24 protein-coding genes are annotated in these 22,530 nt (G+C 70.7%); 14 read left to right on the top strand and 10 right to left on the bottom strand.

The window, feature by feature from the left end; translation table 11 throughout:
- Positions 1-144 precede the first annotated feature (144 nt).
- On the top strand, positions 145-1,740 hold the full coding sequence (locus M3Q35_RS47805; protein ID WP_273939296.1) for an ABC-F family ATP-binding cassette domain-containing protein: 1,596 nt from the start codon (positions 145-147) through the stop codon (positions 1,738-1,740).
- Here M3Q35_RS47805 and M3Q35_RS47800 read toward each other — a convergent pair.
- Positions 1,694-2,377: a DUF6193 family natural product biosynthesis protein gene (locus M3Q35_RS47800; RefSeq protein WP_273939295.1), complete on the bottom strand. Its 684-nt coding sequence runs from the start codon at positions 2,375-2,377 to the stop codon at positions 1,694-1,696. The genes M3Q35_RS47805 and M3Q35_RS47800 overlap by 47 nt on opposite strands.
- A gap of 91 nt (positions 2,378-2,468) precedes the next feature.
- On the opposite strand from M3Q35_RS47800, the gene M3Q35_RS47795 reads away from it, so the two are divergent.
- Together M3Q35_RS47795 and M3Q35_RS47790 are read left to right on the top strand one after the other, a co-directional pair.
- Complete coding sequence (locus M3Q35_RS47795; RefSeq protein WP_273939294.1) at positions 2,469-2,894, top strand: GlcG/HbpS family heme-binding protein; 426 nt, start codon at positions 2,469-2,471, stop codon at positions 2,892-2,894.
- Between the two features lie 50 nt (positions 2,895-2,944).
- Positions 2,945-3,739: an SDR family NAD(P)-dependent oxidoreductase gene (locus tag M3Q35_RS47790; protein WP_273939293.1), complete on the top strand. Its 795-nt coding sequence runs from the start codon at positions 2,945-2,947 to the stop codon at positions 3,737-3,739.
- Here M3Q35_RS47790 and M3Q35_RS47785 read toward each other — a convergent pair.
- The 3 genes from M3Q35_RS47785 to M3Q35_RS47775 all read right to left on the bottom strand — a co-directional run bounded on the left by M3Q35_RS47785 (position 3,715) and on the right by M3Q35_RS47775 (position 6,330).
- Positions 3,715-4,899 carry an MFS transporter gene (locus M3Q35_RS47785; protein ID WP_273939292.1) on the bottom strand — a complete coding sequence of 395 codons (1,185 nt, stop codon included), beginning with the start codon at positions 4,897-4,899 and terminating at the stop codon, positions 3,715-3,717. The genes M3Q35_RS47790 and M3Q35_RS47785 overlap by 25 nt on opposite strands.
- A gap of 61 nt (positions 4,900-4,960) precedes the next feature.
- Positions 4,961-5,653: an SDR family NAD(P)-dependent oxidoreductase gene (locus tag M3Q35_RS47780; RefSeq protein ID WP_273939291.1), complete on the bottom strand. Its 693-nt coding sequence runs from the start codon at positions 5,651-5,653 to the stop codon at positions 4,961-4,963.
- Entirely contained in the window at positions 5,650-6,330 is a 681-nt protein-coding gene (locus M3Q35_RS47775; protein WP_273939289.1) for a VC0807 family protein, read from the bottom strand. The genes M3Q35_RS47780 and M3Q35_RS47775 overlap by 4 nt, the downstream gene beginning before the upstream one ends.
- A 181-nt stretch (positions 6,331-6,511) precedes the next feature.
- On the opposite strand from M3Q35_RS47775, the gene M3Q35_RS47770 reads away from it, so the two are divergent.
- The 8 genes from M3Q35_RS47770 to M3Q35_RS47735 all read left to right on the top strand — a co-directional run bounded on the left by M3Q35_RS47770 (position 6,512) and on the right by M3Q35_RS47735 (position 12,322).
- Complete coding sequence (locus M3Q35_RS47770) at positions 6,512-7,828, top strand: amidohydrolase family protein (protein WP_273939288.1); 1,317 nt, start codon at positions 6,512-6,514, stop codon at positions 7,826-7,828.
- 41 nt (positions 7,829-7,869) lie between these two features.
- Positions 7,870-8,385: a pyridoxamine 5'-phosphate oxidase family protein gene (locus M3Q35_RS47765; RefSeq protein WP_273939286.1), complete on the top strand. Its 516-nt coding sequence runs from the start codon at positions 7,870-7,872 to the stop codon at positions 8,383-8,385.
- A 61-nt stretch (positions 8,386-8,446) separates the two neighbouring features.
- On the top strand, positions 8,447-8,797 hold the full coding sequence (locus M3Q35_RS47760) for a hypothetical protein (RefSeq protein WP_273939285.1): 351 nt from the start codon (positions 8,447-8,449) through the stop codon (positions 8,795-8,797).
- A 268-nt stretch (positions 8,798-9,065) separates the two neighbouring features.
- Complete coding sequence (locus M3Q35_RS47755) at positions 9,066-9,485, top strand: Hsp20/alpha crystallin family protein (protein ID WP_273939284.1); 420 nt, start codon at positions 9,066-9,068, stop codon at positions 9,483-9,485.
- A 57-nt stretch (positions 9,486-9,542) separates the two neighbouring features.
- Positions 9,543-10,166, top strand: coding sequence for a helix-turn-helix transcriptional regulator (locus M3Q35_RS47750; protein WP_273944742.1), 624 nt, complete (start codon positions 9,543-9,545; stop codon positions 10,164-10,166).
- Positions 10,150-11,277 carry a pyridoxal phosphate-dependent aminotransferase gene (locus M3Q35_RS47745; protein WP_273939283.1) on the top strand — a complete coding sequence of 376 codons (1,128 nt, stop codon included), beginning with the start codon at positions 10,150-10,152 and terminating at the stop codon, positions 11,275-11,277. Before M3Q35_RS47750 ends, M3Q35_RS47745 begins: the two co-directional genes overlap by 17 nt.
- 99 nt (positions 11,278-11,376) lie before the next feature.
- Positions 11,377-11,946 carry a DinB family protein gene (locus M3Q35_RS47740; RefSeq protein ID WP_273939282.1) on the top strand — a complete coding sequence of 190 codons (570 nt, stop codon included), beginning with the start codon at positions 11,377-11,379 and terminating at the stop codon, positions 11,944-11,946.
- 13 nt (positions 11,947-11,959) lie between these two features.
- Complete coding sequence (locus M3Q35_RS47735; protein WP_273939281.1) at positions 11,960-12,322, top strand: hypothetical protein; 363 nt, start codon at positions 11,960-11,962, stop codon at positions 12,320-12,322.
- Here the strand turns inward: M3Q35_RS47735 and M3Q35_RS47730 are convergent.
- Positions 12,305-13,024: an alpha/beta hydrolase gene (locus M3Q35_RS47730; protein ID WP_273939280.1), complete on the bottom strand. Its 720-nt coding sequence runs from the start codon at positions 13,022-13,024 to the stop codon at positions 12,305-12,307. The two genes, M3Q35_RS47735 and M3Q35_RS47730, sit on opposite strands and share 18 nt — an antisense overlap.
- Positions 13,025-13,124: 100 nt before the next feature.
- Between M3Q35_RS47730 and M3Q35_RS47725 the strand changes: the two genes are divergently transcribed.
- The gene (locus M3Q35_RS47725; RefSeq protein WP_273939279.1) at positions 13,125-14,078 is read left to right on the top strand and encodes a helix-turn-helix domain-containing protein; all 954 of its coding nucleotides are present in this window, start codon (positions 13,125-13,127) and stop codon (positions 14,076-14,078) included.
- Positions 14,079-14,089: 11 nt separating this feature from the next.
- Here M3Q35_RS47725 and M3Q35_RS47720 read toward each other — a convergent pair whose 3' ends face one another.
- Genes M3Q35_RS47720 through M3Q35_RS47705 form a run of 4 tightly spaced genes read right to left on the bottom strand, consistent with a single transcriptional unit; the run spans position 14,090 to position 16,969 of the window.
- Positions 14,090-14,830: a D-Ala-D-Ala carboxypeptidase family metallohydrolase gene (locus M3Q35_RS47720; RefSeq protein WP_273939278.1), complete on the bottom strand. Its 741-nt coding sequence runs from the start codon at positions 14,828-14,830 to the stop codon at positions 14,090-14,092.
- An 11-nt stretch (positions 14,831-14,841) separates the two neighbouring features.
- Positions 14,842-15,243: a hypothetical protein gene (locus tag M3Q35_RS47715; RefSeq protein WP_273939277.1), complete on the bottom strand. Its 402-nt coding sequence runs from the start codon at positions 15,241-15,243 to the stop codon at positions 14,842-14,844.
- Between the two features lie 17 nt (positions 15,244-15,260).
- Positions 15,261-15,635, bottom strand: a complete 375-nt coding sequence (locus M3Q35_RS47710) for a hypothetical protein (RefSeq protein WP_273939275.1) — start codon at positions 15,633-15,635, stop codon at positions 15,261-15,263.
- Positions 15,636-15,646: 11 nt separating this feature from the next.
- The gene (locus tag M3Q35_RS47705; RefSeq protein ID WP_273939274.1) at positions 15,647-16,969 is read right to left on the bottom strand and encodes a GH25 family lysozyme; all 1,323 of its coding nucleotides are present in this window, start codon (positions 16,967-16,969) and stop codon (positions 15,647-15,649) included.
- 162 nt (positions 16,970-17,131) lie between these two features.
- On the opposite strand from M3Q35_RS47705, the gene M3Q35_RS47700 reads away from it, so the two are divergent.
- Together M3Q35_RS47700 and M3Q35_RS47695 are read left to right on the top strand one after the other, a co-directional pair.
- Positions 17,132-19,768 (top strand): AfsR/SARP family transcriptional regulator, encoded by a 2,637-nt coding sequence (locus M3Q35_RS47700; RefSeq protein ID WP_273939273.1) that lies wholly within the window; start codon positions 17,132-17,134, stop codon positions 19,766-19,768.
- A gap of 10 nt (positions 19,769-19,778) precedes the next feature.
- Positions 19,779-20,636 (top strand): MarR family winged helix-turn-helix transcriptional regulator, encoded by an 858-nt coding sequence (locus M3Q35_RS47695; RefSeq protein WP_273939272.1) that lies wholly within the window; start codon positions 19,779-19,781, stop codon positions 20,634-20,636.
- Here M3Q35_RS47695 and M3Q35_RS47690 read toward each other — a convergent pair.
- Positions 20,612-22,396 (bottom strand): elongation factor G, encoded by a 1,785-nt coding sequence (locus M3Q35_RS47690; RefSeq protein ID WP_273944741.1) that lies wholly within the window; start codon positions 22,394-22,396, stop codon positions 20,612-20,614. The genes M3Q35_RS47695 and M3Q35_RS47690 overlap by 25 nt on opposite strands.
- Positions 22,397-22,530 lie beyond the last annotated feature (134 nt).

Below are 22,530 nucleotides of genomic sequence, written 5' to 3'. Positions count from 1 at the left end.
GTGATGGTGGTCGAGGACGACATCGAGGGCTGATACCGGCCCCGCGACACCGGCGTTTCCGTGACGCCGCGCCCGGTCGTGCCCTCACACCTGTTCGTCTGCCGGGTCGCCCGTGCGGCACCCGTTTCGTGGTGGAGACCTCCCATGCCGAAAATCGTCTGCTCCAACCTGTCCTTCTCCTGGCCGGACGGCACCCCGGTGTTCGACGACCTGTCGTTCGCCGTCGGCGCCGGCCGGACGGCCCTGGTCGCGCCGAACGGGGCCGGCAAGAGCACGCTGCTCAAGCTGATCGCCGGCGACCTGTCCCCCCGCTCCGGCACGATCACCGTGGACGGCGTGCTGGGCTACCTGCCGCAGGCGCTGCCGCTGACCGGCGAGCCGACGGTCGCCGAGGTGCTGGAGATCGCCCCGGTCGTGGCGGCGATCCGGGCCATCGAGGGCGGCGACGCGAGCGAGCAGCACTTCACCGTCGTCGGCAACGACTGGGACGTCGAGGAGCGGGCCCGGGCCGAGCTGGACCGGCTCGGCCTCGGCGACATCGGGCTCGACCGCCCGATCGGCACGCTCAGCGGCGGCCAGGTGATCTCCATCGGGCTGGCCGCGCAACTGCTCAAGCAGCCGGACGTGCTGCTGCTGGACGAGCCGACCAACAACCTGGACCGGGACGGCCGGCGGCGGCTGCACACCGTGCTCCAGGACTGGAAGGGCTGCCTGCTGCTGGTCAGCCACGACCGCGAGCTGCTCGACCTGGCCGACCGGGTGGCCGAGCTGGACCGCGGCGAGATCGCCCTGCACGGCGGCTCGTTCGCCGAGTACCAGGCGTCGATCAAGGCGGCCCGTGAGGTGGCGGAGAAGAACATCCGCAACGCCGAGCAGGACCTCAAGCGGGAGAAGCGGGAGATGCAGCAGGCACGGGAGAAGGCGGCGCGGCGGGCCAGCGCCGGGGCCCGGTCCGGCAGCGACATCCCGCGGATCGCGCTCGGGCTGATCAAGCAGAAGGCCCAGTCGGCCGCCGGCAAGGCCAACGACATGCACGGCCAGCGGGTGGAAAGCGCCAAGGCTCGGCTGGACGAGGCCGAGCGGTCGCTGCGGGACGACAAGACGATCTCCCTGTCGCTGCCCGACACCACGGTTCCGGCCGGCCGCACCGTTTTCCACGGCGAGCACCTGCGGGTACGGGAGCTGTTCGCCGGCGACGGCGTCGGCCTGTCGATCCGTGGTCCCGAGCGGATCGCCCTGCTCGGCGCGAACGGCGTCGGCAAATCGACCTTGATGCGTCTCATCGCCGGCCTGGATGAGCCCGAGCAGGGCATGCTCACCCGGGCCGACGGTCGCGTCGCCTACCTGTCGCAACGGTTGGACCTGCTCGACCTGGACCGGTCCACCGCCGACAACCTGCGGGCGTTCGCCCCCGCCCTGCCCACCTCCGACATGATGAACCTGTTGGCACGCTTCCTTTTCCGTGCCGAACGGTCCCAGCTGCCGGTGCGGGTGCTGTCCGGCGGCGAACGCCTTCGGGCCACCTTGTTGTGCGTCCTGTGCGCCGAGCCCGCACCGCATCTGCTGCTGCTCGACGAGCCCACCAACAACCTCGACCTGGCCAGCGTCGAGCAGCTCACCGGCGCGTTGAACTCGTATCAGGGCGCGTTCGTCGTGGTCAGCCACGACGAACGCTTCCTGGCCGACATCGGCATCACCCGTCGGATCCAGCTGGCGGACGGAGTTCTGACCGAGGTGTGAGGTCCTCGGGTCGCGGCACGCCGAGGCGGTCCATTTCCACGACACATACCTGGACCGCCTCGGCCGGCCCGTAGTCGATCTCGGGCTCGATCCGGCGATCCTGTGGCACCACCGTGAACCGGCCGTTGCCCACCGCCCGCACCCACGGTCCCGGCACGCGGAACTCGTCGGCGGTGGGGCGGAAGGACATCCACCACATCGAGGTGAACGGGAACATGCACCGCAGCCTGGGCTCGGTCAGCGCTACCTCGATGAACTCGCGATGGTCCCGGAGATGCGCACGGTAGACCTGCCACCGGTATTCGATGCGGTCGCCGCTCTCGAACGCGTCCGCGACGGCGACGAAGTCGGCGAACGGCCACGCGGCGGCGAATTCCCGTGGCGTGGCCCCACTGAGCCAGGTCGCAGCCGAGCCGGCGGCCTCGGCGAGATCGGTCCAATGCACCCGATTCATGAACATTCTCGGCCACGAGTAGCGGACCCGGAACACCGACTTCTCCCGGTGCCAGAACACTTCCGCAGCCCGGTCGCCCCGACGCAGCACCACCGCCGGACCGCCCGGCCAGTCATGGGCGTCGATCTCGCAATCGGGGCAGGCCTGCTCGAGCGCGGCCCGCAGGCCGTGGATGTCGATCACGCCATCCCAAGGTAACCGTGTCGCGGCTCACCGCAAGTCTGTTGCCAACGCCATTAGACAGCGTCTGCAACTATTGTGTACGCTTCCTACCATGACTCACCACCCTGTCGACCTGAGCAACGACGAGCTGCGCGACCTGCTGGCCGTGGCCCAGAAGGAGGCGACGGCGACCGGCATCAACGTGAGTGTCACGGTGCTCGACCGCGGCGGTCACCTGCTTGGCTTCGTGCGGGACCAGGACGCACTGCTGATCTCGGGCGAGACCAGCACTCGGAAGGCCTACACGGCCGTGCAGCTGGATGCGGCGACGGCGGATGTCGTGGACGCGGTCAAGCCGGACGGCCCGTTCCACAGCCTGCCGACGGCCCTGGACCGGCCACTGCTGTTCATCGCCGGCGGCGTGCCGCTGCGCCGTGACGGCGTGCTGATCGGCGCGATCGGGGTCGGCGGCGGCGCGCCGGAGCAAGACCACCAGGTCGCCACCGCGGCCGCCGCTGCGCTCGCGCTGGCGAGCTGACGGCCGCAGGCTTGACGTTTAACGACGACCAGAACAGGAGATCCCCTCACATGCGACTCGACCTCACCGGCAAGGTCGCCCTGGTCACCGGGTCGACCCAGGGCATCGGCCAGGCCATCGCCGCCGGGCTGGCCCGGGCCGGCGCCTCGGTCGCCGTCAACGGGCGCAAGCCGGACGGCGTCACGGCGGCCATCGACGCGCTGCGCGAGCAGGTGCCGGACGGGCGGTTCACGGCGGCGGCCGGCGACGTGTCCACCGAGGACGGCACCGCCCAGGTGCTGGCCGCAGTGCCGACCGTGGACGTGCTGGTCAACAACCTCGGCATCTTCGGCGCCGAGTCGCCGTTGGAGATCAGCGACGACGAGTGGCGGCGCTACTTCGAGGTCAACGTGCTGTCGGCGGTGCGGCTGACCCGCGCCTACCTACCCGCCATGACCGAGTGCGGCTGGGGCCGGATCCAGTACATCGCCAGCGACTCCGCCATCGTCACGCCGGCCGAGATGATCCACTACGGCATGACCAAGACCTCCCTGCTGGCCGTGTCCCGCGGCTTCGCCAAGCACGCCGCCGGCACCGGCGTCACGGTCAACTCGGTGATCGCCGGCCCCACCCACACCGGCGGCGTCGAGGACTTCGTCTACCAGCTGGTGGACAAGGACCTGCCGTGGGATGAGGCCCAGCGCCAGTTCATGCGCGAGCACCGCCCGCAGTCGCTGATCCAGCGCCTGATCGAGCCCGAGGAGATCGCCAACATGGTGGTGTACCTTGCTTCCCCGCTGTCCTCCGCCACCACCGGCGGCGCCCTGCGTGTCGACGGCGGCTACGTGGACGCGATCCTGCCGTAGTCGCCGCGCACCGCATCACGTGGCAGACTCCTTGCCAGGTAAGGCATTGCGGCCACGGCAATGGCGGCGGCCGCGGCGGTGACGAGCCAGGGAAGCCAAGGGCCGATGGCGAACAGGGCGACGACGGCCGGGGAGACGATGCCGGCGGCGGTGAAGGCGTACTGGAACGCCGCCAGGTGTCGGCCCCGGGTCGCTCGTGGTGCGGCGGCCTCGGCCAAAGCGTTGGCGCGGTTGCCGATGAGGGTGCCGGCGCTGAGCACCGCAACCGAACACAACAGGTAGACGGGCAGCCAAGCGGCCGGGACGACCACCGCAGCGAGGCTGGCCAACGCCCAGATCCCGCAGAGACCGGTCCCGATCCGCATGGCGGTGGTGCGCCACAGGGTTCGGGTCCACCGCACCACGACCGTGGTGAGCACCATGCCGCTGACCGTCAAGGCGGTGATCATCACCCCGGGGATCCACGCCGGCCCGTGCAGCACCTCGGTCACGTACACCGAAGCGCCGTCGAGGAAGACGTCGACCGGCAGACCGGCCAACGACACCACCACGATCAACGCCAGGTACGGCCGGTTGCGCAGCACGCTCACGGCGTCGCCGTCCGGCCCCGGCCGGACGTGCGGCACGTGCAGGAACACGGCGAGCACGGCCGCCGCGACCAGGAAGGTCACGCCGTTCAGGGCCACCGCCACCTGGTAGCCAACCGGCCCGGCACTGGCCAGACCGGCCACCGCCAGCCCACCCAGGCCGAAGCACACCCCGCGCACCTGACCGACCCGGGCGAAGGCCGAGTCCTTGCTGCCGTCCCGCGCCGTGTCGGCGATGAGCCCGAACACCGAGCTGTAGAAGGCCTGCTGCCCGGCTGCCAGCAGCGCCGACGCCACCAGCACCAGCACGGCGTTCGTGGCCAGCAGGTACACCGCCGCTCCGGCGGCTTGCAGCACCTGCGACCCGATTACCACCTGCCGCGGCCCGAACCGGTCGACCAGCCGCCCGGCCAGCACCGGCGACGCGACGCCGACGAGCTTGCCGACGGTGACGACGACACCGGCCACCGCCACCGGCAGGCCGACCACCTGGATCCCGTACAGCACGGACAAAGGGAGGAAGAGGCCGGACCCGAAGTTGTCGATGCCCAACGCGATCAGCAGTGCCCCCATGCCGCCAAGCTAACAGCGGTCCGACCGCACACCCGGAACGTGCACAACATCTCCACAGCCGTTAGCGCTGGCTGAGTTCCACGGTCGGGAACTGGACCACGGCGGGCGGTCGGCCGGCCTGGACTTCCCAGGCCTGGTTGCTTTCGCCGCCGGCCACGATCTGCTCGACTGCGGCGGCGACCTCGTCCGGGGAAGCGACGGCCAGGCCGTGTTCCAGCAGTCGATCCCGGAAGCCGGCAACCATGGGCGTGTCGATGAAACCGGGACAGACCGCGTTGATGGTGACGTCCGGGATCTGGAACGACCGCACGAGGCCGATGATGGCGTGCTTGCTGGCGGAGTAGACGGGGTCGAAGGTGGCCGGCGAGATGCCGGCGAGGCTGGACGTGACGACGATGGCCCGGGCCCCGCCGCGGACGGCGGCGCGGATGCCGAACATGGTGCCGTCGAGGTTGACGGCCATGATCCGGCGGTAGGCGTCGAGGTCGAAGTCGGTGCCACCGGCCCCGATGCCGGCGTTGAGGTGCACGACGTCCAGCCCACCGAAGGCCTCCCGCGCGGCGGCAACGACATTGTCGTTGTCCTCCACCGCGGAAACGTCGGTCGGCACGAACAAACCGCCGATCTCGGCGGCGACCTCAGCCCCCAGCGGGTTCACGTCGGCGATCACGACCTGCGCGCCGTTGCCGGCGAAGCGCCGGGCGACCGCGGCGCCGATGCCGCTGGCACCGCCGGTCACCAACACGACCGTCATTTCTTCCTCCCCTTCATCATCACCTGGCCCGACTCGGCCAACACCTTGGCGGCCACGGACTTTCGCCGCAGATAGAGCCGGGTGGCGATCTCCAGCGCGAAGTACACGACGAGGTACTGGAGCGTGTTGATCAGCGGCACCTGGTCCACCGGCAGCGCGTAGGCCAGCACGACCCGGACGACCGAGTCGCCCAGCAGGCCGACGCCCCACATCACGGTGGCCATCCGCAGCACGTGACGGTAGGTCGGCGAGTCCCGCCAGCTGAGCGTGAACCGCTCGCGCGTCTCGCCGGTGGTCATGGACATCAGGAACTGTTGCAGGAACGGCGTCCGCCACAGCGTGGCCAGGATCCAGACGCCGGCGACCGCGGTCATCCAGCCGTCCCTGGCCAGCAGGAAACGCGGGCTGCCGGTGACGAACGACGTCGCCACGCTCAGGCCGAGAATCGACAGCGTGAACAGGGCCAGCGCGTCGATCTTTCGCCGGACCACCACGCCGTGGATCGCGTGCGCCGTCGGTGGGATCGCGCCGAGCATCAGGGCCAGCCATTGGTCCACGCCGGCCGCGCGCAGGCCGTAGAACAGGCCCAGGGGTGCGACCAGGTTGATCGCGAGGTTGATGATGACCGCCCGGCGCGGGTCGGCGGTGCGGGGCTGCGTCTCTGCTGCGATTGCCATGTCCCCAAGCTATTCGGGCCGGCGCGCCGGCGGAATGCACCTGGCTGCCGTCTTCAAGGTGCACTTAACTCCACCCCGCACCCTGGCACTGACGTGAGGGATCTGCGCTCGCGTTGGCACCCTTGGTCCCGGTGCCGACCCTCGATCTCCGCCGTCGGACCGCATGTTATTCTGGGAGGGCATGACAGGTTTTCATGCCCAAGCTTCGTATGCGCTGCCCGAGTTGGCCGGATTCCGGGCCGGCACTCCGCTGCTCGTCACCGATGTCGCCGTGCTCGATCCGGCCGGCGGGACCGTGACCACCCACCAGGACGTCCTGATCGAGGACGGTCGTGTGACCAAGGTCGGCGCGAGCCTCGCGGCCGACGCCGATGTGCTCGACGGCGCGGGATCCGTTGCGGTGCCGGGGTTGTGGGACATGCACGTGCACACGTTCGACGAGACGACGCTGCCCACGTTTCTCGCCGACGGCGTGACCGGCCTTCGGCACATGGGCGGTGCGCCGATCCACGAGCAGTGGCGAAGTCGTTTACGCGCAGGCGATTGGGCCGCGCCGAGAATGGTGTTCGCCAGCCCGATCGTGGACGGCCCGCGGCCGAGCCGGCCGGGGTCGATCGCGGTGGCCGACGCCGACGGAGGCCGGGCGGCGGTCGCGCAGTGCGTGGCCGACAAGGCCGAGTTCGTCAAGGTGTATTCGCAGCTGCCGGCCGTCGCCTACGCCGCGATCGCCGAAGCCTGCGTGGCCGCGGGAATTCCCTTCGCCGGTCACGTCCCGTTCGAGGTGCCGATCGCGACGGCGGCCCGGTCCGGCCAGCGCAGCATCGAGCACCTCGACGGCCTCGCGTTGGGAACGTCGACGGACGAAGCGAAAATCCGCCGCGAACTGTCCATATTGGACCCTAGCAACCCGGCCGTGATGTTCGACCGCCTGTCACAGCTCAATCATCGCGCCGCCACCACCCACGACCCGGTCCGGCTGGCCGAGCTGGGCCAGGTCTTCCTCGACCACGACACCTGGCACGTGCCGACGCTGGCCGTGCTTCAGGCCAAAGCCACCGTCGGCACACCGGACTTCCCGCTCACGCCGTACCTGCCGGACATCGAGCCGATGCTGCGGCCGGCGTGGGAACGCGTCGGCTCGTGGACCCCGGACGACGCGACCAAGGAGCGTGAGCAGGCCGTTTTCCAGCACAGCCGGCACCTTGTCCGCGAGCTCCACCGCGCCGGTATCCCCCTGCTCGCCGGCACCGACACCTTCGTCCCCGGGCACAGCCTGCACGACGAGCTGGCACTGCTGGCAACTGCCGGCCTCGGCCCGCTCGACGCCCTCCGCGCCGCCACCACCTCCCCCGCCCGCTTCCTCGGCGTCGCCGACCGCTTCGGCGCCATCGCCCCCGGCTTCGCCGCCGACCTGGTGCTGCTCGACGCCAACCCGCTGGACGACATCGCCAACACCCGTGCGATCCGGTCCGTCATCCTCGGCGGCCTGATTGTGTGATTCCGGTGTCGATTCGAGGTCGGCTCGTTCGACACTGAGGTATGACGAACGAGCCGATCTCGACCCGCAACCTCGACCGTGACGGCCACGCCGAGCTGCCGTGGAGCCGTCCCCGCGACCTGCTGGCCACCGACACTCCCGGCAGCGACCTGACGTTTTTCGTCGGCACCGTGCGCCCCGACGGCCGGCCGCACTCCGCCGGCGTCGGCGCCATCTGGGTGGACGACGCCTTGTACTTCGTCGGCGGGGCCGGCACGCGCCGGTCCCGCAACCTGGCCGCCAATCCCGCGTGCAGCGTGTCGGTGCGCCTGCGCGGCATCGACCTCACCATGGAGGGCTCCGCCCACCGCGTCGACGACCCCGACACCTTGGAGCGCATCGCCGCCGTCTACCGCAGCGGCGGTTGGCCGGCCGTCGTGGAGAATGGCGGTTTCAACGCTTCGTTCATGGCCCCCAGCGCCGGTCCCGCTCCGTGGCACCTCTACCGCCTCACCTTGACCCGGGCCATCGGCGTCGCCGGTGCCGAGCCCTACGGCGCCACCCGCTGGGACTTCTGACCGCCCGGTCTGCGTAGAATTCGTCCCCTTGATGGTGTTTTCAGGGGGGATCCTGATGCGGTTGACGCTGCTCGCTGCGCTTTTCGCCGGTGTCGTCGTGACGACGGCGTGCAGTCCACTGGTGCCTGAGCCCACGCCGTGCATGGCCGAGCTGGCGACGTTGAAGCACATGCAGGAGCGCGACGACCTCGCAGCCACCGAGGCTCTGGACGCCACGCTCAAGACGACGCGGTTACAGCTCGAGGTGACCGAGGCGGGCACGTCGGCCGCCGCCGACGCCAAGAAGGCCGAGCTCGCCGCGGCTGAGAAGGACGAGGCCGAGGTCAAGGCGCTGGTCGACGCCGACGCCAAGGAATTGGCCGCGGACCAGGACAAGTTCGACACCTGCCAGCGGGAGCACCCCGACAAGTAGGCCGCGTTCAGATGTGACCGCTGACGGCCACCACCGGCCGGTACGCCCGGGTGACGACGCCATCGTCGCCCGGGCGCACCAGGGTGCCCACCGGCCTCTGGTCGAGCCAGACACTCGCCACCGGGTGGCGAAGCGTTGCCGCAGGTCAGTGCCTCGACAACACCTGGCCAAAAATTTCTGAGCGGGTCGGGAATCAAAAGATTGAGTCGATCGTTGTCAAGGTCGTGAGCGGCAAGGGGCCGCGAGGGACCGAAGAGAGGGGCGCGCGATGTTGGTGCGCACGGATCCGTTCCGCGAGCTGGAGCGGCTGATGTTCGGCGCGGGCGCCACCAGGGTGCGCGCGGCGGCGATTCCGATGGACGCGTTCCGCAAGGGCGACGAGTTCGTGGTCACGTTCGACCTGCCGGGCGTCTCGCCGGAGTCGATCGACGTGAACGTCGAGCGCAACGTGCTGACGGTCAAGGCGGAGCGGCCGGCCAGCAAGGACGAAGAGGTCCGCTGGCAGGTGGCGGAGCGGCCGACCGGGACGTTCGCCCGCCGGGTGGTGCTCGGCGAGGCGCTCGACCGTGACGGCATCCAGGCCAGTTACGACGCGGGTGTGCTGACCCTGCGCGTGCCGGTGGTGGAGAAGGCCCAGTCCCGCAAGATCGCGGTGACGGCGGGCGCGGCACCGCAGATCGAGGGCTGACCCAGGTGCTGTGGACAGTTTGTCCACAGCGGAGGTAGTGTCCACAGCGTGTCCACGATGGCTGACCGGCTGGCCCCGGTGTGCGAGGCGATCGCCCGCCTGCTCTCACCGCATGCCGAGGTGGTGCTGCACGACCCGGCCACGGACTCGGTGATCGCCATCTGGAACCCGCTGTCGAAGCGGACCGTGGGCGATCCGTCGCTGCTGGGCGAGCTGGACGAGCTCGACCCGGTCGGCACGGACGTCTACGGCCCGTACCCCAAGTCGCTGCCCGACGGGCGGCGACTCTCCAGTGTGAGCGCGGTGATCCGCGACGACGAAGGCCGCCCGGAAGCGGTGCTGTGCGTGAACGTGGACCGATCCGCGTTCGACGCGGCAGCCCGCATCCTGGCGGCGTTCGCCGCGCCGGTGACGGTCCAGCCCGAGGCGCTGTTCGCGCGCGACTGGACGGAGCGGCTCAACGAGACGGTGGCCACGTTCGTCCGTGATCACGGCACTACCGTGGACGGTTTGTCCAAGGACCAGCGGCTGGAGCTCATCACCGCACTGGATGCCGGCGGCGTCTTCGACCAGCGGCGGTCCGTGCCCACGGTGGCACGGGCGATGGGCATCTCCCGGTCGGCCGTCTACCAACTGCTCGCGCTGACCCGCAAGGAGCCCGCCGATGCCGACCCTGCCTGACTTCCGGCTGGAGACGTACTTCTCGACGTGGGAGTTCACCGCCCGCTACCACCTCACGGCGTCGGACGCGCAGAGCATGCCGCTGGCCGAACTGCTGGCCATGGCCGACGCCGACGGCCGTCGGCGCTGGGAATCGTTGACGCTGGGCTACACGGAGACCCGTGGGCTGCCGGCGTTGCGCGAGGAGATCGCGGCGACGTACGACACCATCGAACCCGAGGACGTGCTGTGTTTCGCCGGCGCGGAAGAGGCCATCTACCTGGCGATGCAGGTCCTGCTCGGGCCGGGCGACCACGCCGTGGTGCTCACGCCGAACTACCAGGCCGCGGAGACGCTTCCGTTGGCACTGACCGAAGTCACGGGCGTCGCGCTGCGCGAGGACGACAACTGGGCGCTGGACGTGGACGTCGTCGAGGCGGCGATCAAGCCCAACACGCGCCTGGTCTCGGTGAACTTCCCGAACAACCCGACGGGCGCGGTGCCGGACGATACGGCCTGGCGGCGGCTGGTCGACCTGTGCGCCGAACGGAACATCACGCTGTTCAGCGACGAGGTGTACCGGGGTCTTGAGCTGGACCGGCCGTCGCTCCCGCAAGCCGCCGACCTCTCCCCTGCCGCGTTGTCGCTGAACGTCATGTCGAAGGCTTACGGGCTGCCGGGGCTGCGGATCGGCTGGCTGGCCTGCCGCGACCGGAGCCTGCTCGATCGGTTGGAACGGGCCAAGCACTACACGTCCATCTGCAACTCGGCGCCGAGTGAGGTGCTGGCACTGATCGGCCTGCGCGCACGGGATCGGTTGCTGGAACGGAACAAGGGCATCGTGGCAACGAATCTGCCGCTGTTCGAGGAGTTCTTCGCCCGCCGGCCCGACCTGTTCGAGTGGGAACGGCCGCAGGGCGGCTGCGTGTGCTTCCCGCGCTACCTCGGCGCGGACGGGGCCGAGGCGATGTGTGCCGATCTCGTGCAGGAGGTGGGCGTTCTCCTGTTGCCGTCGAGCATCTACCGCTCCGACCTGACCGCCACGCCGACGGACCGGTTCCGGGTCGGCGTCGGGCGGATCGGGCCCGAGGAGGCGTTGGAGCGCTGGGGCGACTGGCTGGCCAAGCGGTGAGGGTCGTCCGCAGCTGCGAAAGATCCGGCTGGTGCACGCAAGAACGAGCTGCCGCCGTTTCCGGTGCGGTGTAGGAGATTCTGGGCTAGGTTCGAACCCATGAGCGATATGGCCGCCGACCTCCACCGCTACCTCCAGCAGTCCCGCGACCGGCTGGTGTCGGCGCTGGACGGCCTGAGCGAGTACGACATCCGCCGGCCCCTGACGCCGACCGGCACCAACCTGCTCGGGCTGGTCAAGCACGTGCTCGGCGTGGAGTTCGGCTATCTCGGCGACAGCGTCGGCCGGCCGGTCCCGGTCACGATTCCTTGGTACGAGGACGAATCCGTGTGGGACGGGGCCGACATGTGGGCCACCGCCGAGGAGAGCCGGGAAGAGCTGATCGCCCTGTACAGACGGGCCTGGCAGCACAGCGACGAGTCCATCGAGCAGCTCGGCCTCGACGCCCCGGCCACCGTGTCGTGGTGGGCCGAGGGCAAGCGGGACACCACCCTCGGCCACGTGCTGGTGCGGACGCTGACCGACACCGCCCAGCACGCCGGTCACGCCGACATCGTGCGGGAGCTGCTCGACGGCCGCGGCGGCAACGACCAGGCCGAGATGGGCGATGCCGAGTACTGGCAGCGGTACGTCGCCGGCATTCAGGCCGCCGCCGACACCCATCGCTAGTACGCTGCCGGCCATGGCACGGGTGCTGGTGATCGGGCTCGATCCGGCACGGCTCGAGGGTTGGGACCCCGAGCCGGTTCTCGCGGCGATCGCCCGCGGCGAGGCCCGATTCGCCGAACTAGGCATCGACGCCGACATGTGCCTGGTCGCGCCGGACGACCATCCCGAAGAGGCCGTCGAGGAAGCCTTGCGCCGCAAGGAATACGACTGCGTCGTGATCGGCGGCGGCATCCGCAAGCACGAGCCTTTGCTGCCGTTGTTCGAACGCGTCGTCAACCTCGTGCACCGGCTCGCCCCGACCGCGACCATCGCCTTCAACAGCAAGGCCGACGACACCGCCGAGGCCGCGCAGCGCTGGCTACCTCAGGTGCCGTAGCAGGAAGCGGACGCTGCTCTCGACCTCGTGCGCAGGGAAGTCACCGTGCCGGCCGGGGTTGGCGTGCAAGGACTTCTCGGCCGAGCCGAAGGCGTCGAACAGGGCGAGGGCGGCGTGACGGGAGATGAGCTCGTCGTCCCACTGCATGGCGTACTGGACCGGCACGGTGATCTGACGGGCGGGGGCCAACAGGTTGTCGGGCCAGCAGAGGCCGAAGGCGGCGGCGGTGATGCGGGACTCGACGGCGGCGAGGGGGACGCCGATGGCGGTGCCCAAGGCCACGCCGGCGTAGCCGATGGGACCGAATTCCTCGTCGGCCAGGGCGTCGATGGTCAACTGCCATTCGGGCACGGCCCGCTCGGCCAGACGGCTGTTGTAGCGGACCACGAGGGGCGCAAGTGACGACCCCGCCGCCCGGGCCTGACGCATGAGGAGGATGTCCCGCGAGTCCTCGGCGGTGCGCGGCCGAGAGCCGTGGCCGGGGGCGTCGATGCACACGGCGGCGAGGCCGGCGGCCACGAGCAGGCGGGCCCGTCCGGTCATAGGAGGGGACTTCCGGTCCAGACCACCGCCGTGTCCTAACAGGACCAGCGGCGGGTGCTCGCCGGCCGGTACGGGCGTCCACAGCACGCCGGGAATGTCGCGGACGGTGAACTCGCGCTCACGGATCCCGTCGTACGTGGTGTCGGTGGTGTAGCCCATCCGGCCCCGCCTTTCGAACAAGGGAAGAAAGTCACGTTCCCGGCGGCGTCGCGGTGCTAACTTGCCCCTCATCAGCCGCGGACCAGCTGGGGGTCGGACCGTGATCGCCTCGACGCAGACGGACAAGTTCGCCGCGCACCTACGAATGCTGAAGGAGCGCAGCGGCAAGGGATTCGACCGGTTGGGCAAGCAGTCCGGGGCAAGCGGGTCGAGCCTGCACCGGTACTGCTCGGGCCTGAGCGTGCCGCCGGACTACCGCGTGGTGCACACGTTCGCCAAGGTGTGCGGGGCCAGCGCGGAGGAACTGCGGGAGCTGCACCAGTTGTGGGCGCTGGCCGACGCCGAGCGGGACACGCCACCGCCGCCGGAGCCGCCGGCGGTCGACGAGCCACCGCCGCCGCGGAAAGCGCGAAAATGGCTCACATCCTGGTATGCCGGTGTCGCGGTGGCGGCGGTGGTGCTGCTGGCCGGCGGCCTGGTCTGGGTGACGCGCGGGCCGGCCGCGGCCACCGACCCGGGCTGCCAGACGGTGAGCATGGGCGAGCACGACGACTGCGTGAACGAGGTGCAGACCCTGCTCCAGAAGGCCAACACCAAGATCTCGGTGGACAGTGACTTCGGCCCGGAGACACTGCGCAAGGTCACGGCCTTCCAGGTGCTGGCCGGCCTGCCGGCCAAGGGCGTCGTCGACCAGGCGACCAGGCAGGCGCTGCGTGGCGGCACGGTGTCCATGGCGACGTGGGACCCGCAGCGGGTGGAACGGAAGATCCGCGAGGTGTTCACCGAGGACCCGGACACGGCGGTGGCCATCGCGCGCTGTGCGTCCTTTCTGGATCCGCTCTACGTGTTGCCCAACACCAACGGCAGCCGCAACTGGGGCGTCTTCCAGCTGTCCGACCTCCGTCTCCAACAGCAGGGCGGCACGCCGCTGAAGGCGTTCGACCCGGCCTGGAACATCGAGACGGCGCACCGGTTGTGGGCGGTGCAGCACGACTTCCACGACTGGCCGTCCTGCCAGGCGGCGCTCACCTCGACCACGAACCCGTCGAGGTGAGCGCCGAGCCCTCAGATGGTGCCGTCCTGCCACCACCACGCGCGGCCGAGGTCGGCCCGGCTGTCCACGTGCTGGTGGTCGGTGTTCCACGTCTCCAGCCCGGAGAAGCCGCAGGTCTCGGCGTGCTGGTAGACGGTCTTGTTGGACACGCCCGGCACGTCGAGGTCGGCGGCGTTGCCGTACAGGTGCATGCTGTCGCTGGCCCCGCCGATGTCCTTGTTGTGCTGGATGGAGCGGAAGCCGGAGTTCACGGTGATCGGCTTGTCGCCGAGCTTCTTGCGCAGCGCCTCCAGCTTGTACATGAGGCGGCGCGCGTTCTCCTTCGCGGCGGCGGCGCTCACCTTGCCGTCGTTGAAGGTGCCGCTGACGCGGTCGGTGAAGTCGCTCCAGTTGAAGTGCGTCGTCGAGCCGTCCGACTGCTCGAGGGCGTTGAGCTTGGCCTGCGTGTTGGCGCCGACCTCACCGTCGACCAGCAGCCCGTAGGCGGCCTGGAAGCGCTTGACCGCGGCGTCGGTGCCCGGCCCGAAGTCGCCGTCGATGCCGACCCGGCTCTGGCTGGCGTGGTCGGCGGCCCAGCCGGCCACCCGGATCTGGAGCTCGGTCACGTCGGCCCCGGACATGCCCTGCTTGAGCGTGCGCGACCAGGTGTACGCCTGCGCGGTGCCGGCCAGCAGCGTCGGCGCGAGCACCGCGCCGGCGCCGACGACCAGCGCGCCCCGCAGCATCGCCCGGCGGCTCATGGAGAAGGTCATCGTCGTCCCTTTCAGAAGGCCAGCTGGAAGTGGACCAGCTGCGAGTCGATGTCGTAGGCGTGCACGCGGAGCTTGAAGTGGGTGCCGTCCTTGACGTCGGTGGCCACCGTCAGCCACGGCGGGCCCATGGTCTGGTAGGCGTTGTCGTTGTTGCACAACGTGGTGTGGTCCACGAATACCACGCAGGCGTCGAGGAACGTGCCGTTGTCGGTGGTGAGCCGCATGTTGATGTCCTTGCAGCGGGACGACGTGGTGTAGGTCCCGTACTCCACCGCGGCCGTGGAGTAGTGGTACGTCAGGGAGATCGCGCCGCCGTAGCAGCTGGTGGCCGCGGTGGACGCGGACGCCGGCAGCGCGGTCAGCCCGAGCAGAAACGGCACGGCGAGCAGCGCCGGCAGCAGTCTGCGGATCATGACGAGGACTCCGTTCCTCAGAAGGCGATCTGTACGGTGGCGTCGTCGCCTTCCAACGGCACGCCGACGATCACCTCGAAGTGTGTGCCGTCGAGCACGTCGGTGGCGATGGTGCGCCAGGGACCTTTCGGGACTCTCGTCCACCGGTTGCACTGGCTGCCGTGATCGATGAACACCACGCAGGCGTCCACCCAGTCGCTGGTGCCGGCGGTCAGCCGCAGGTTGATGTCCGTGCAGCGGCTGGATGCGGTGTAGGGGCCGAAATACGCCCCGTCGCCGTAGTGCTTGGTGACGGCGCCGCCGTAGCAGGTGGTGGCCGACGCCGCCGCCGGCAGGGCCACCGCGGTCGACGCCGCCAGCACGGCGCTCAGTACCAGTACGTCGAGCCGCACGGCCGCTCTCCTCACTTGTTGGCCAGGCGGTCCAGGTCCGCCTGGGTGCCGTTGAAGACGTCGCCGGTGGACGGCGCCGACAGGCCGTCCGGGATCGCGGCGTCGGTGTACTGCCACATCAGCCACGTCGACGAGCCGGCGGGCAGCGGCGGGGCCGTGATGGAGCTGCGGTAGTCGGCCAGCTGCATGGGATAGCCGCCGAACGCCGTGGTGGCGCCGTAGCAGTCGTCCAGCACGGCCTTCTGCGTGTAGATGATCGGCTTCTTGCCGAACGCGGCCTGCACCTTGTCCAGCCACGCCTTGGCGTCGGCCACGGTGCCGTAGACCGGGCAGCGGCCGGTGCCGTCGTCCGCACGCTCGAAGTCGAAGACGGGCGGCAGGTCGCCGGCGCGCTGCCCGGTGTAGCCGGTGGCGCGCACGGCGGCGATGAAGCGGTCGGCCTGCGCGGCGCCGGTGTCGGGGGCGCTGGCGGTGTAGTAGTGGTACGGCGCGACGTCCAGGCCCGCGTTGCGCGCGGCCGGCAGGTCGGTGGCCAGGAAGTCGTCGGTCACGTTGGTGCCGCGCGTGGCCTTCACGGTGGCGAACTCGACGCCCGAGGCCCGCACCGCCGCCCAGTTGATCGCAGCTCCGCCGGGGTGCTGGTACTTGGCGGTGTCGATGCCGTCGATGGCGTAGCCGCTGGGCTTGTGCGGCGTGCAGTACAGGTTGCGTGACGACCAGTCGGCCAGCTTGGCCCACGTGTTCGGCCCCAGCACGCCGTCAGCGCTCAGGCCGGTGCAGCGCTGGAAGTCCTCGACACGGTCCTGCGTGCCGCCACCGAAGTTGCCGTCGATCGTCAGCAGTGGGTAGTGCCCGGGCTCCATGGCCAGGTTGAGGCGGCACTGCGCCTCCAGCACGTCCGCGCCCGAGGCGCCCTGCTTCAGCGTCGGCTGCGCTGTGCTGTGCCCGCACACGACGGCCTGCGCCGCCGTGGCCGTGCCGGTGGTCGAGCACTTGTGCACGTGGGTGGCCCACGTGCCGAGCGCCGCCCACGTGTTGGGGCCGACGACGCCGTCGACGCTGAGGCCGGCGCACTGCTGGAACACCCGCACGCGGGCCTCCGTGCCGGGCCCGAACGTGCCGTCGGCGGCGATCGGGGTGTAGCGGCTCGCCTTGGTGGCGAGGTTGAGCTGACACTGCGCTTCCTCCACCTCGGCGCCGGTGGCGCCCTGCTTGATGGAGGTCTGCGCGGTGCTGTGTCCGCAGACGGCGGCGCCAGCGGGTGCGACCCCCACAGCCGCACCCGTTGTCGCCGCCGTCAGCATCAATCCGGCCAGGAGTGCCTTGATGACCATCTCTCCCCCGCGGTGAAAGGCCGGGGACTCCCGGCGGCCCGAACGCTGGCATCACGGCCGGCGGCGGCACAGACCGTTGGGAGGCTGATACGTCCCAACGGCCGCTGACCTGCGTGGACAGACGGCCGGTGGGACGGTGGTGGGACGCGCTAGGGTTACGCGGTGCGGTTCCAGCTGCTCGGCGACATCCAGGTCACGGTCGACGGAGAGCCGGTGGACGTGGGGCCGGTGCGGCAGCGCAGCGTGTTGGCCGCGCTGCTGGTCGACGTGAACGAGGCCGTGTCCACGGACCAGCTCGTGGACCGTGTGTGGGGTGACGAGCCGCCGGCGTCGGCGCGTGGCACGCTCGCCTCCTACCTGACACGGCTGCGGCAGGCGCTACCCGACGTCACCATCGAACGGGTCCGCGGCGGCCAGCGGCTGGTGGCCGATCCCCTGACGGTCGACATCGTCGAGTTCCGTGCGCACATCGAGGCCGGCCGCTACGGCAAGGCGCTGGAGCTCTGGCACGACGAGCCGCTGGGCGGCCTGTCGACGCCGTGGGCGTCCAGGCTGCGCGCGAAGCTGGCCGACGAGGCGTTCGTCGCCGTGCTGGATCTGGCCGACGAGCACTTCGCCGGCGGCCGCTACGCGGAAGCGCTGCCCTGGCTGACCTCGGTGGCCGGGGACCACCCGCTGGACGAGCGCCTGACCGGCCAGCTGATGCGGGCGCTGGCCGCTATCGGCCGGCAGGCCGACGCGTTGCAGCAGTACGAGCGACTGCGCCGGCAACTGGCCGAGGAGCTGGGCGTGGACCCGAGGCCGGAGCTTCAGGACCAGTACCAGCGCATTCTGCACGGTGAAATGCCGTCGCAGGGCCCTGTGCCGCAGCAGCTGCTGAGCCCGCCGCGCGACTTCGTCGGCCGGACGGCCGAGCTGGCCCGGCTGGACGAGACCGGCGGCGTGGTCGTCGTTTCCGGCGCCGGCGGCATCGGCAAGACCTGGCTGGCGCTGCATTGGGCCCACCGCGACGCACACCGCTTCCCCGACGGGCAGCTGTACGTCAACCTACGCGGCTTCGACCCGTCCGGACGGCCCGTGAGCGCGGAGCGGGTGCTGCGCGGCTTCCTGGAGGGCCTGGGCGTGGCGTCCTCGGCCGTGCCCGGCGAGGTCGAGTCGCAGGCCGCGCTGTACCGGAGCCTGCTGGCCGATCGTCGGATGCTGGTGCTGCTCGACAACGCCGCCGACTCGGCACAGGTGGTGCCCCTGCTGCCGGGCGGATCGTCCACGGTGATCGTGACCAGCCGCGACCAGCTGACCGGCCTCATCACGACCCACGGGGCGCGCTATCTCGCCGTGGACACGCTGCCGCCGGAGGCCGCGCGGGCGCTGTTGGCCGCACGGATCGGCGCGGACCGCGTGGCCGCTGAGCCCGACGCCGTGACAGAGCTGGTGGAGCGCTGCGCCGGCTTGCCGCTGGCGCTGAGCATCGTGGCCGGCCGTGCGCAGTCCTACCCGGAGTTCCCGCTCGCGGCGCTGGCCGACGAGCTTCGGGAGGCCGGGCTCAACGCCCTCGACGAGGACGACGAGCTGGCCAGCCTGCGGGCCGCGCTGTCGGCCTCGGCCGACACGCTCAAGCCGCCGGAGGCGCAGCTGTTCGCGCTGCTCGGGCACGTCCCCGGCCTGGACATCAGCAAGGCCGCGGCCGATGCGCTGATCGACGGGAACGCCCGCCGGCCGCTCCGCGCGCTGGAACGGGTTTCGCTGGTGCAGCAGCACGTCCCCGGCCGCTATCGCATGCACGACCTGATCCGCCTGTACGCCGCCGAGCAGTTCATGAGCGACCGTGACGCAGCGCTGACCCGGCTGGTCACGTACTACACGCACGGCATGTACGCCGTGGATCGGGCGCTGTTCCCGCACCGTGGCGCGCCGGCGCTGCCGCTGGTCTCGGAGGTGGCGCACGACGACCCGTGGGAGTGGTTCCGCGCCGAGCACGCGTGCGCCGCAGCCGCCGGACGCCTCGCCGCGGAGCTGGGTCTGCACGAGCACGTGTGGCAGCTGGCCTGGTACGCGGCGCCCATGCGCTGGCGCGCCAGCTACGTGCAGGACAGCCTCGACGCGTGGCGGCTGGCGATCTCGGCGGCCGAGGCCCTCGACCACACGGCCGCGCTGGCGCAGGCGTATCGCAGCCTCGGCACCGCCACCGCCCAGCTGTCCCGCTACGACGAGGCCCTGCCGCCGCTGCGGCACGCGCTGGAGTTGATGGAGCGCAGCGGTTCCGAGTTGAACATCGCCATCGCGCACAGCGCACTGGCCCACGCGCTGCACAATTCCCGCCGCTACCGCGAGGCGCTGCCGCACGCCGAGCAGAGCCTGGCGATCCTGGCGCGGCTCGACGTGACGGTGCTGGCGGCGCAGGCGCGCTGCCAGGTCGGCGAGATCCTGGTGCAGCTGGACGAGCACGAGGCCGGCCTCGAGTACCTCGAGCAGGCGCTGGCCGTCTTCCGCGAGCACGGCGACACCGACAGCGAGGCCATCGTGGTCGGTGACATCGCCCGCGCCCTGTTCCGCGGCGGCCGGGCGGCGGAGGCGCTGCCGATGTACGAGACGGCCCGGGACATGTACGCCAGCAGCGGCATCGACTTCCACCTGGTGTGGATCCTCGACGAGCTCGGCGACGTGCGGCAGGCGGTGGGTGACCCGGCCGGGGCGGCCGAGTGCTGGCGGGAGGCGATGCGGCGGTGCCTGCTCCAGCACCGCCACGACCAGGCCGCGACGATCCGGGCCAAGCTGGCGCGATCGACTTTATCTGACTAAGGTCAGAGATATGGATCCGAGCTTGGTGGCGGCGGTCCGTGGCTTCAACCGCACGGTGACGCAGCGGATCGGCGCGCTCAACGACCACTACATGGGCGGCGCCCGGCCGCTGGGCGAGGCTCGGCTGCTGTGGGAGATCGGCGACGGCCGCGACGTGCGCACGCTGCGTGCCGCGCTCGGGCTGGACTCCGGCTACCTGAGCCGGCTGCTGCGCGCGTTGGAGGCCGACGGCCTGGTCACCGTGACGGCCGACGATGCCGACCGCCGGGTGCGCGTGGCCCGGCTGACGGCCGTGGGCCGGAAGGAGCGCGAGGACCTCGACCGCCGCAGCGACGACGCGGCGGCGGCCATCCTCGCCCCGTTGACCGAACGTCAGCAGCAGCGCCTGGTCGCCGCGATGGCCGAGGTGTCGCGGCTGATGCGGGCCGGCGCGGTCGAGATCGAGGCCGTCGACCCGGCCCATCCCGATGTGCAGGCGTGTTTCGAGGCGTACTTCGAGGACATCACCGTGCTGTTCGAGGACGGCTTCTCCCGCGCCGCCGTGCTCGACCCGGTGGTGGACGTCGTGTTGCTGGCCCGACTCGGCGAGGAAGCCGTCGGCTGCCTGGCGTTGTATGAGCCGGAACCCGGCGTGTGCGAGGTCAAGCGTATGTGGATCCACGCCTCGACTCGCGGCCTCGGTCTGGGCCGGCGACTGCTGGTCGAGGCGGAATCCCTTTCCCGGCAACGAGGTGCGACCGCGATGCGGCTGGAGACCAACCGCTCGCTGACCGAGGCCATCGCGCTGTACCGGTCGGCCGGGTTCGTCGAGGTGCCGCCGTTCAACGCCGAACCGCACGCCCATCACTGGTTCCGCAAGGAGCTGTAGCCGGCGAAGTTCGCCGTCAGCACCCCCTCGCCGCCGGTCAGCCCGGGCAGCAGGCGTTGGAACTCCCGGAGCCGGGCCGTCGGCAGCACGGCCGTGATCGTCACGGATCCGTTGCGCGCCAATGGCGTCCGCGGCAGGCCGCCGTGCCGCGTCAATGTCGAAAGCACTGCCGTCATGGACGACTCGGGGACTTCCAGTTCGACTTCCTCCAGCGGCTCGCAGACCACGGTTTCCGCGCGGCGCAACGCTTCCGTCAGAACCAGCGGCGTCAGCCCACGGAAGTCGGCCGCGACGCTGACCGGGCTTTCATAGCCGGTGTGGGTCAACGTGACCGTGCACTCGATGACCGGCCAGCCGTGCAGGCCCTGGCGTAGCGTCGCATGCACAGTCTCTTCGATGGCAGTGATGAATGCCGCCGGCAGCGATCCGCGTTCGGCCTCCAGCCGGAACACGCTGTCGCCGGGCTCGACGCGCAGGCCGATGGTGGCGACGTGCAGCGTCTCCCCCAGGTACGTCACGGCCTGCCCGACGCCTTTGAGGCGTTCGACGCACGCCACCCGCGGCGCGGAGAACTCCGCCACCACACCGAATTCCTCGGCCAGCCGGGCCGCGATCACCTCCCGCTGCACGTCGCCGTGCAGTGAGACGACGAGGCTGCCGGGGCTCGGGCCGCGTCGCACGTCGATCAGCGGATCCTGGTCGGCCAGCCGGCTCAGCCCGTCGAACAGCCTTGCCGGGGCTGCCGCTGTCACCACGGTTTCCAGCGTCGGCCGGCGCAATCGTGGACCGGTCTTCACAGCGTTCGTGCCGAGCCGGTCGCCGATGCGCAGGCCAGGCAGGCCGGCGATACGGGCGATACCGCCGGCCCGCACCCGGATTCGCTCGCCTCGCGCGTCCCGCACGTCGGTCGCGACACCGACGCCGTCGATCCGGTCCCGTGTGGCCAACGAGCCGGCGAACAGGCGGGCCACCGCCGTGCGGCCGCCGTTGTGCTCCACCGCGAACACCACACCGTCCAACTCGCCCGGCACGTCCGGATCGACCGACGGCAGCAGGTCGACGATCGCCTTGCGCAGGGCCGAAATGCCGGCACCGGTGACCGCCGAACCGAACAGCACCGGGTACACCAGCCCCTGCCGGGCCTGGACGCGCAGTTCCTCTTTCAGCAGCACCGGGTCTGGTCCGTCCACATAGGACCTCAGGGCATCGTCGCTGCGTTCGGCCAGCACTTCGGCCCAGGCCAGATCCGGGGCCCGGTCGATCGCGTCGGCCGACTTCGTACCCAGCTCGACCGGGAAGTTCACCGGGATCGCGGCCGGCGTGAGCCAACGGCGGATGTCGGCGAGCAGGTCCTCGTACCGCGCGCCCGGCCGGTCGATCTTGTTCACGAACAGGATCGTCGGCACGCCGGCCGCACGCAGAGTCCGCATCAGCACCCGGGTGTGGGCCTGCACACCTTCCACGGCCGACAACACCAGGATCGCGCCGTCCAGCACGCCCAGCGCCCGCTCGACCTCGGCCACGAAGTCGGTGTGCCCGGGCGTGTCGATGAGGTGCACCTGGCGGTCGGCCAGCGTGAACGCGGCGACGGCCGAGCGGATCGTGATGCCGCGGCGGCGCTCCAGCGCCATGCCGTCGGTGGTGGTGTCGCCGCCGTCGACCGAACCGAGGCGGTCGATCGCCCCGGAGTCGAACAGCAGGCGTTCGGTCAGACTGGTCTTGCCGGCGTCGACGTGCGCGACGACGCCGAGATTGAGCATCCGCAAAGTGGTTCCCTGAAGACGAGCGAACGAAGGCGGATGGGGCCTGTCGTCACTCGGCGCACGGAACCTCCCAGGTCGCGGATCGGCCGGACGGTAGCAGGCGACGCGCGCCCGCCGCACCCGAATTAAGC

The sequence above is a fragment of the Kutzneria chonburiensis genome (genome assembly GCF_028622115.1).
GTDB classification, from domain to species: Bacteria; Actinomycetota; Actinomycetes; order Mycobacteriales; family Pseudonocardiaceae; genus Kutzneria; species Kutzneria chonburiensis.
Note: the sequence above shows the minus strand (reverse complement) of the source record. Positions and strands in the feature narration are given on the sequence as shown.